Origin of the sequence: Coprococcus sp. AF38-1 (assembly GCF_003603945.1) — a bacterium.
In the GTDB taxonomy this organism is placed as follows: domain Bacteria; phylum Bacillota; class Clostridia; order Lachnospirales; family Lachnospiraceae; genus Coprococcus; species Coprococcus aceti.
Genome location: NZ_QVGO01000004.1, coordinates 406,853 through 414,142, shown reverse-complemented (window position 1 = coordinate 414,142; position 7,290 = coordinate 406,853). Strand labels below are relative to the sequence as shown.

At 46.3% G+C, this 7,290-nt stretch carries 8 protein-coding genes and 1 other RNA gene; 2 read left to right on the top strand and 7 right to left on the bottom strand.

The window, feature by feature from the left end:
* Nucleotides 1-87 precede the first annotated feature (87 nt).
* The 7 genes from DW025_RS08100 to DW025_RS08070 form a co-directional block, all read right to left on the bottom strand.
* Nucleotides 88-582 (bottom strand): hypothetical protein, encoded by a 495-nt coding sequence (locus DW025_RS08100; protein ID WP_015534504.1) that lies wholly within the window; start codon nt 580-582, stop codon nt 88-90.
* A 40-nt stretch (nt 583-622) separates the two neighbouring features.
* Nucleotides 623-1,213 carry an HD domain-containing protein gene (locus tag DW025_RS08095; protein ID WP_015534503.1) on the bottom strand — a complete coding sequence of 197 codons (591 nt, stop codon included), beginning with the start codon at nt 1,211-1,213 and terminating at the stop codon, nt 623-625.
* A 140-nt stretch (nt 1,214-1,353) separates the two neighbouring features.
* Nucleotides 1,354-1,617: signal recognition particle sRNA large type (ffs, locus tag DW025_RS08090), an RNA gene on the bottom strand.
* A gap of 76 nt (nt 1,618-1,693) precedes the next feature.
* On the bottom strand, nt 1,694-2,203 hold the full coding sequence (gene tadA, locus DW025_RS08085) for a tRNA adenosine(34) deaminase TadA (protein WP_015534501.1): 510 nt from the start codon (nt 2,201-2,203) through the stop codon (nt 1,694-1,696).
* A gap of 19 nt (nt 2,204-2,222) precedes the next feature.
* The gene (locus tag DW025_RS08080; RefSeq protein WP_117550018.1) at nt 2,223-3,221 is read right to left on the bottom strand and encodes a DUF6128 domain-containing protein; all 999 of its coding nucleotides are present in this window, start codon (nt 3,219-3,221) and stop codon (nt 2,223-2,225) included.
* A gap of 88 nt (nt 3,222-3,309) precedes the next feature.
* Complete coding sequence (gene rsmA, locus DW025_RS08075; protein WP_055145795.1) at nt 3,310-4,173, bottom strand: 16S rRNA (adenine(1518)-N(6)/adenine(1519)-N(6))-dimethyltransferase RsmA; 864 nt, start codon at nt 4,171-4,173, stop codon at nt 3,310-3,312.
* A gap of 37 nt (nt 4,174-4,210) precedes the next feature.
* Nucleotides 4,211-4,981: a TatD family hydrolase gene (locus DW025_RS08070; RefSeq protein ID WP_117874372.1), complete on the bottom strand. Its 771-nt coding sequence runs from the start codon at nt 4,979-4,981 to the stop codon at nt 4,211-4,213.
* Nucleotides 4,982-5,412: 431 nt separating this feature from the next.
* Between DW025_RS08070 and DW025_RS08065 the strand changes: the two genes are divergently transcribed.
* Both DW025_RS08065 and DW025_RS08060 read left to right on the top strand, forming a co-directional pair.
* Nucleotides 5,413-6,600 carry a pyridoxal phosphate-dependent aminotransferase gene (locus DW025_RS08065; RefSeq protein ID WP_117550013.1) on the top strand — a complete coding sequence of 396 codons (1,188 nt, stop codon included), beginning with the start codon at nt 5,413-5,415 and terminating at the stop codon, nt 6,598-6,600.
* A gap of 72 nt (nt 6,601-6,672) precedes the next feature.
* On the top strand, nt 6,673-7,287 hold the full coding sequence (locus DW025_RS08060; protein WP_119999516.1) for a Maf family protein: 615 nt from the start codon (nt 6,673-6,675) through the stop codon (nt 7,285-7,287).
* Nucleotides 7,288-7,290 lie beyond the last annotated feature (3 nt).

The window sequence follows — 7,290 nt, the reverse complement described above, 5'->3', positions numbered from 1 at the left end:
ATGTGTTCAGCCTAGTTCATAAATATGTGTCCAGGATTCTGGGTACATATCAAGTCGGTGTGGAGTTTTATTGTATATTAACTATTATTAGTTAGCCAGAGCCTGAAGTACAGCAGCCTTCATCGCATCGTCACACTGCTCATCTCCTATGTACAATGTAACTGTACTCTTTCCGCCTGCAGGAAAATCAAATACTGCCTTCAGTGTCTTGTCTATATATGTTCCATCTGAACCATACTTTGCAAGATCCATGCTGACCTTTGTTCCATAATATGTGATTCTGAATCCACCGTTTGTTGTGTCCTCATAATACCATACTGTTGTCTTGGCCTTCTTATCAAGAGCGTCTCCATATGTAACACCTGTAGGAACCTTCTTCTCTGTTCCGTTGCTCTGTACATCTGTATAGACGATCTCATTCTTCTTAAGGCTGTCTATCTTGTCCTTTGCTTCATCGTTAGTACGATACTGAATATTACCCTTTACAAATATCTGAGCTGTCTCAGGAAGAACCAGATACACACCGCCACAGATAGCTGCTACCACAATAATGGCTACAAGGATCTTAACAAATGTCTTCATAATTATCTCTCCTATCCACAATCAAATTCATCAATCGATACTAGAACAGTTCTTTCTCAAGCTGGAATATGAAATCCTCAAGGAGCTGCATGCGTTTGCTGTACTCAAGTCGTCCAGCCTCCGTCTTACATCTCTTGATCTTTGGTTTATTGATCTTATAAAAATTCTTGATTCTGTAATATGCGCGCTTATAGCTTGCCTCGTCCTCTATAGCCGTAGCCATGGAATCCCACAGAACACTGATCGCTCCAACTTCATCCAGCAGGTCTGCATCCATAACTATCCTGCACTCAAGTGACAAATCTGCATCAGTATCCTTCTCCTCATGGATCATGATTATCTCGCCTATCTTGGCTATCTTCTGTGGATCGACTCCCAGACTGTCAAGATAATTGACAGCTATCTCTGCTCCGACCTCCCCATGTGGTCTCTCGTCATCCCAGCCCACATCATGAAGAAGTGCCGCGAGAACTATTATATCCAGATCTCCACCTAACTTCGACTGAAGCTTTATCGCCCATCTATACACCCGCATAGTATGTTCAAATCTGCTCCTGAATGGATAATTAGGCGGCCTGCCGTTAACGGCTGTCTGTTCCTTTACAAAATCAATTACTTCAGCGTAATTCATATCCGTTTCGCCCCTTGGAAATCACTATTCTGCAGCGCATAATAACACTGCAAAAGTATCATACTTGATGATAACATCTTTTGTGGGATTTTGCTATATTTTTTTAAATTTTTAATAAATAATGTTAAAAATAAAAAAATCCATGCGATCTTCCTTCGAAGCGTCACCATAGACGTTACCTCAGCAGTTAACTCAGCCCAGGCACCCTCACGGCACACAGGAGATTCCCCTTAGTGCTGCTTCGTCTCCGACCTGACACGGTTCGAAGATTCCTGTTGCGCGAGACCCAGACATCAACATCACTTACTGAGGGCAGCCCTACAGCGGCCACCCCTCCGGAAGACCATCACCCCTGCTATAGCGGATTGCAGGTACAGGGCGCCGCTACCTCCCCGGTTGCATGGAAACTTTAAAACATATTTAATTGGCTGTGCACAAGATGCACCGCAGGCTACATTATATCTGACATGCCGCCCGCCGTCAAGCATTCTTCGCTTTTCCCTGTCTCAGGTCGCGAAAAAAGCTCTTCATCATCTCACTGCATTCATCCTGCCGCACACCACGTATAACCTCAACCTGATGATTGAACTGTTTCATGTCCAGCAGGTTTATTATGGAGCCCGCACATCCGGCCTTGGGATTCATGCATCCTATCACCACATTTGGGATACGGGCCTGCACTATGGCCCCGGCACACATCTGGCACGGTTCAAGGGTCACATACATTGTGCACTCCTCCAGCCGCCAGTCGCCGAGCTTCTTTGACGCCTGTTCTATGGCCAGTATCTCCGCATGTGCAAGTGTGGTCTTTTTCAGATTTCTCTTGTTGAAGCCCCTTGCGATTATCCTGTCATCGTGGACTATGACACAGCCTATCGGAACATCGCCATTTGCATAAGCCCTCTTTGCCTGGGCTATGGCTTTATCCATATACTTCTCATGGATACGCCGCTCCTCCGGCGTCAGCTCATCTATATTGGTATCTTCCATTCTCTTTATCCTCTTCTTCCTATCTTATATCCACTATCCAGTAGCCGAAGCTGCCGGTCTTGATATGTGTCTCCTTCTCCGGCACGAATCTGTCAAATCCAAATATCCCGGCAAGGTATTTCTCCCTCGAGGAATACACCCCCGGAACTCCAAGTATGTAACTGACGCGGTCATCATCTGGGGAAAATATGACTTTGCCGAACATCAGGTATTTGTAGCTGTAATACCCGTGTGTCAGGAAGCTGTTCACCCCGAGCTTCCAGTTGCACATGTCCAGCAGACCTATGTCATTCGGGGATATCTTCACGCTCTCTATGACGCTGTCCAGCCCGTCATCCAGGGAGCTTCCCGGAAGAAGTGGCAGACGTTCATAGTTCTCAAACATTTTGTCTATCGCCGTTCCGGTCTCGGAGGTCTCGACCTCATCAGAACATACAGGCTCCGCCGGTGCAGCACAGCTCTCAAGCTCCAACTCTGCCGTGACCGTATCTGTTATGGAGGCCTCTCTCACCGCCTCGCTCAGTTCCTCAGCATCGCGGCCCGCACGTTTCGCATCCCACATTCTGGAATAATCTATCACACTGTCCGTCCAGGACGAACAGAATATATCGCTGTCGTAATACTCCTGCCCCATATTTCCATCCGGCTGTATACGCCTTATGACGATACCGGCAAATGCAGTCACAGGCCGTCCACTCTCCATGACATCATCCCAACAGAATGAGAAGCACTCCTCACCGTGTCCATTTCTGAGTCTCATCTTACCGACGAGCACCGGCAGAGGGATCATCACGGGTTCATTTGTCTGTTCACCGCCCACTGCGCCTTCGTCGGCCAACGTCTCCCTGTAAATGAACACGCCATAGATTTCCTCTCTGCTGTTCATTCCGTTTCTCAGTCCAACCGTGAGTCTTCCCGTTCTCCCCACCTTTGCCACCTTGGCAAATCCTGAATTTTCACATTTGTGTCCGTCGTGATACCTGTAAATATACGATATAAATCGGTTCCAGTACACCATAGATAATCCTCCTCTCCCTTCCGGAATTCTGCGTCCTTTTCCGGGGGCTTTATCAATTATCTATGATTCTGTCTCACCACCTATGACATTATTTGTCCGTGAGAATGTCGCTCAAAGCTGCAAATTCCGCCAGGCTCAAACTTTCTCCACGGATATTTGCTGATATTCCAAGGGATTCCAGTGCCTTTGCGATCTGCTCCTTGGCAAATGACAGCTCTCCGCTGTTGGCTATACCATTCTGGAGAGTCTTTCTTCTCTGGTTAAATGATGCTCTTATCAGCCTGAACATGAGCTGCTCGTCCTTCACCTTAACCGGCGGTTCCTGGTATCTGTTCAGTCTGATGACCGCTGAGCCCACACCCGGTCTCGGTATAAAGCAGTTTGGCGGAACATTTGCCACTATATACGGCTCGGCATAATACTGAACTGCCAGGGACAGTGCTCCGTAATCCTTGGTTCCCGGGCCCACCTGCATGCGGTCCGCAACCTCCTTCTGCACCATGACCGTCACCGAGAGAAGCGGCACATGCTTCTCGAAAAGTCCCATGATGATCGGTGTGGTTATATAGTATGGAAGATTCGCAACCACCTTGATAGGCCTGCCGCCATTTCTCTCCTCCACGATCTTGTTGATATCCACCTTCAGTATGTCATCGTTGATGATGGTCACATTGTCGTACTCCGCAAGGGTCTCGTCCAGAATAGGGAGAAGATTCTTGTCTATCTCCACCGCCACAACCTGTCCGGCACTCTCCGCAAGATACTGGGTCATGGTTCCTATTCCCGGGCCTATCTCCAGAACGCAGTCGTCCTTCGTGATGTCCGCCGCGCTGATTATCTTGTTTATGACATGGGCATCTATGAGGAAATTCTGACCGAACTTCTTCTGAAATGCAAATTCGTATTTCTTTATCGTCTCTATCGTGACCTGTGGATTGCTTAACTTCTCCATGCTTTGTCCTTTCCATTGCCTGTAATCTACGTTTTTATTACATCTTGTACATTTTCAGGGCATTCGCGTATGTCTGGTCATACACTTTCTGAACCGGAACGCCCTTGATCTCGGTTATCTTCTCAGCTATATAAGGTATGTTGAGGGCAGAGTTCCTTGTTCCCCGGAATGGAACCGGAGCCATGTATGGGGAGTCTGTTTCGAGAACTATCTTTTCCAGAGGGATGTCCTCCACGACCTCCTGAAGCTTCCGGCTGTTCTTGAAGGTGACTACTCCGCCAACCCCTATGTTAAATCCCATCTTAATATATTCTCTTGCCTGTTCTACGCTGTATGAATAACAGTGTATCACACCGCCATTTCTGCCGCCATCCATTCTTTTCAATATCTCCATGGTGTCTGACGCGGCGTCCCTGCTGTGTATGATGATCGGCATGGCAAGCTCCTGTGCAAGCTCAAGCTGTCTGACGAACCATTTCTTCTGCACATCCCTCGGGGGATCATCATCAAAATGATAATCAAGGCCTATCTCACCTATGGCTCTAACCTTTGGATTATCCTGCACCATGCTCTTAAGTTCCTGTATATCCGCCTCCGTCAGCTCTCCTACCTCACTCGGATGTACGCCGACTGCCGCATAAAAATGCGGATATTTTGCGGCAAGCTCCACCGAATTCCTCGACGACTGCATATCCGCTCCGACGTTCATGACCTTGTCTATATCCTTCTCAAGGAATTCTGCAATTAACTGTTCTCTGTCCTCATCAAACTGAGTATCGTCATAATGACCATGTGTCTCAAATATCATATCTCAAACCTCTCTTATGGTACTAATGCATTGTTTATAGTACCGCAATATCGTATCCGTCACGCTGTATTATACAGAAATACCCGCACTTTGTGAACGTTTAATTATTTGTTTATGATTAGTTATTAATCTTTATAAATAGATTAATCTTTAAACACATTTTTTTCACAAATCCTGAATATACTAACAATCGTAAAGAGTTTTTCATTTATTTGAATCCTCTCTCCCCTCATTTTTTTGCAAGAGGCAGCAGATCTTCCCCGTTCTGTTACCTCTTGTTTTTTTGTGTCCAAAACTGTATATTTATTGTGATGTATAGATGTACACATAGATTACATCAACGTATAATATGTGTCCACATTACACGTGTCATATTGCATTGATTTTATATGTATATTTATCATAACATTTTACATAACAGGAGGACTTTCATGATTTCAAAGAAATATTCATCAATGTTAAACAACACTTCCATCATCAGGGAATTTGCACAGTATGCTTCAAAGCGTGCCGCTGAGATCGGTGCTGAGAATGTGTTCAACTATACTATAGGCAATCCATCTGTGCCTACCACGGATGACTTCAACAAGGGACTTATCGACCTTATCCAGAATGAGGATTCACTGGCACTTCACGGCTACAGCCCTACACTTACCATCTACTCTGTAAGAAAGGCTGTCGCAGAATCACTGAACCGCCGTTTCGGCATGGAGTATGTTCCTGAGGACATTTTCATGACATCAGGTGCTGCCGGAGCCCTGGCCCACGCCATCAGATGTGTCACAGAGCCGGGCGACGAGGTTATCACATTTGCCCCTTACTTCCCTGAGTATGTACCATACGTTGACGGAACCGGTGCTGTTCTCAAGGTCGTTCCCGCGGACATAACTTCATTCCAGATCAACTTTGACGCATTTCTCGAGATGATGAACCCAAATGTTCAGGCAATCCTCATCAACTCGCCAAACAACCCATCCGGAATCGTCTACTCAACCGAGACTATAACACATCTTGCCCAGATCCTCACAGAGAAACAGGAGGAGTACGGACATGACATTTACCTTATATCAGACGAGCCTTACAGAGAGATCGTATTTGAGGGAACTGATTCGCCGTTCATCTCTAAGTTCTACGACAACACCATCTGCTGCTACTCATTCAGCAAGTCACTGTCACTGCCTGGAGAGCGTATCGGATATGTGGCTGTAAATCCTAAGTGCAAGGACGCTGAACTCATCATCAATATGTGCGGACAGGTATCACGTTTCACAGGACACAACTGTCCTTCATCTCTGATACAGCTCGGAGTTGCAAGGGTTCTTGACGAGACCTCTGATCTGTCTATCTACGAGAAGAACAAGAACATCCTGTACAAAGAACTCACCGCCATGGGATATGAGTGTGTTGAGCCGGGCGGAACCTTCTATATGTTCCCTAAGACTCCTATCGCCGATGCAAATGAGTTCTGTAACATGACTGCCCATGAGCTTGATCTGATCCTTGTTCCTGGCGACAGCTTTATGTGTCCGGGACATATGAGACTGGCTTACTGTACTACAACAGATATGGTTGAGCGCTCTCTGCCACTGTTTGAGAAGGCTATTAAGATGTGTAAATAATGATCTGTGTGTACGACAATAACAGATCTTGTTTGTACAAAATTATTTTAGGAAAGTATAGAGATATAGCATATGACTAACATAAAGATAATTCTCGCCTCGGGATCGCCTAGAAGAAAGGAACTTCTGACCCAGGCGGGATACGACTTCGATGTGTGTCCAAGTCTTTCTGATGAAGATCTTGAACCTATGGCTCCATCTGAATATGTAATGCTTCTGGCTAAGAAGAAGGCAGATGAAGTGTGCAACAGGATCATCGCCCAGGATGTTGTAAGACGGGTTAAAAAGCTTCCTGAACGCTTCGTTGTCCTCGGCGCAGACACTGTTGTATCGCTGAACGGAAGGATTCTTGGTAAGCCTTACGACTACGACGATGCATACAACACCTTGAACAGTCTGTCCGACCAGACGCATCAGGTGTACACCGGCGTGTGTCTGATATATGTGAACGGAAGAGCCAAGTCATCCAGCTCATTCTATGAGAAGACGGATGTCACCTTCTATCCTGTATCCCACGACGAGATAATCCAGTACCTCGCCACAAATGAGCCGTTTGACAAAGCCGGAAGCTATGGAATTCAGGGCAAGGGCGGTCTGTTCGTCAAGGGAATTGAGGGCGACTACAACAATGTTGTCGGACTGCCACTCGCAAGGGTGTATCACGAGCTTGATGATTTGATTTCTTGAATG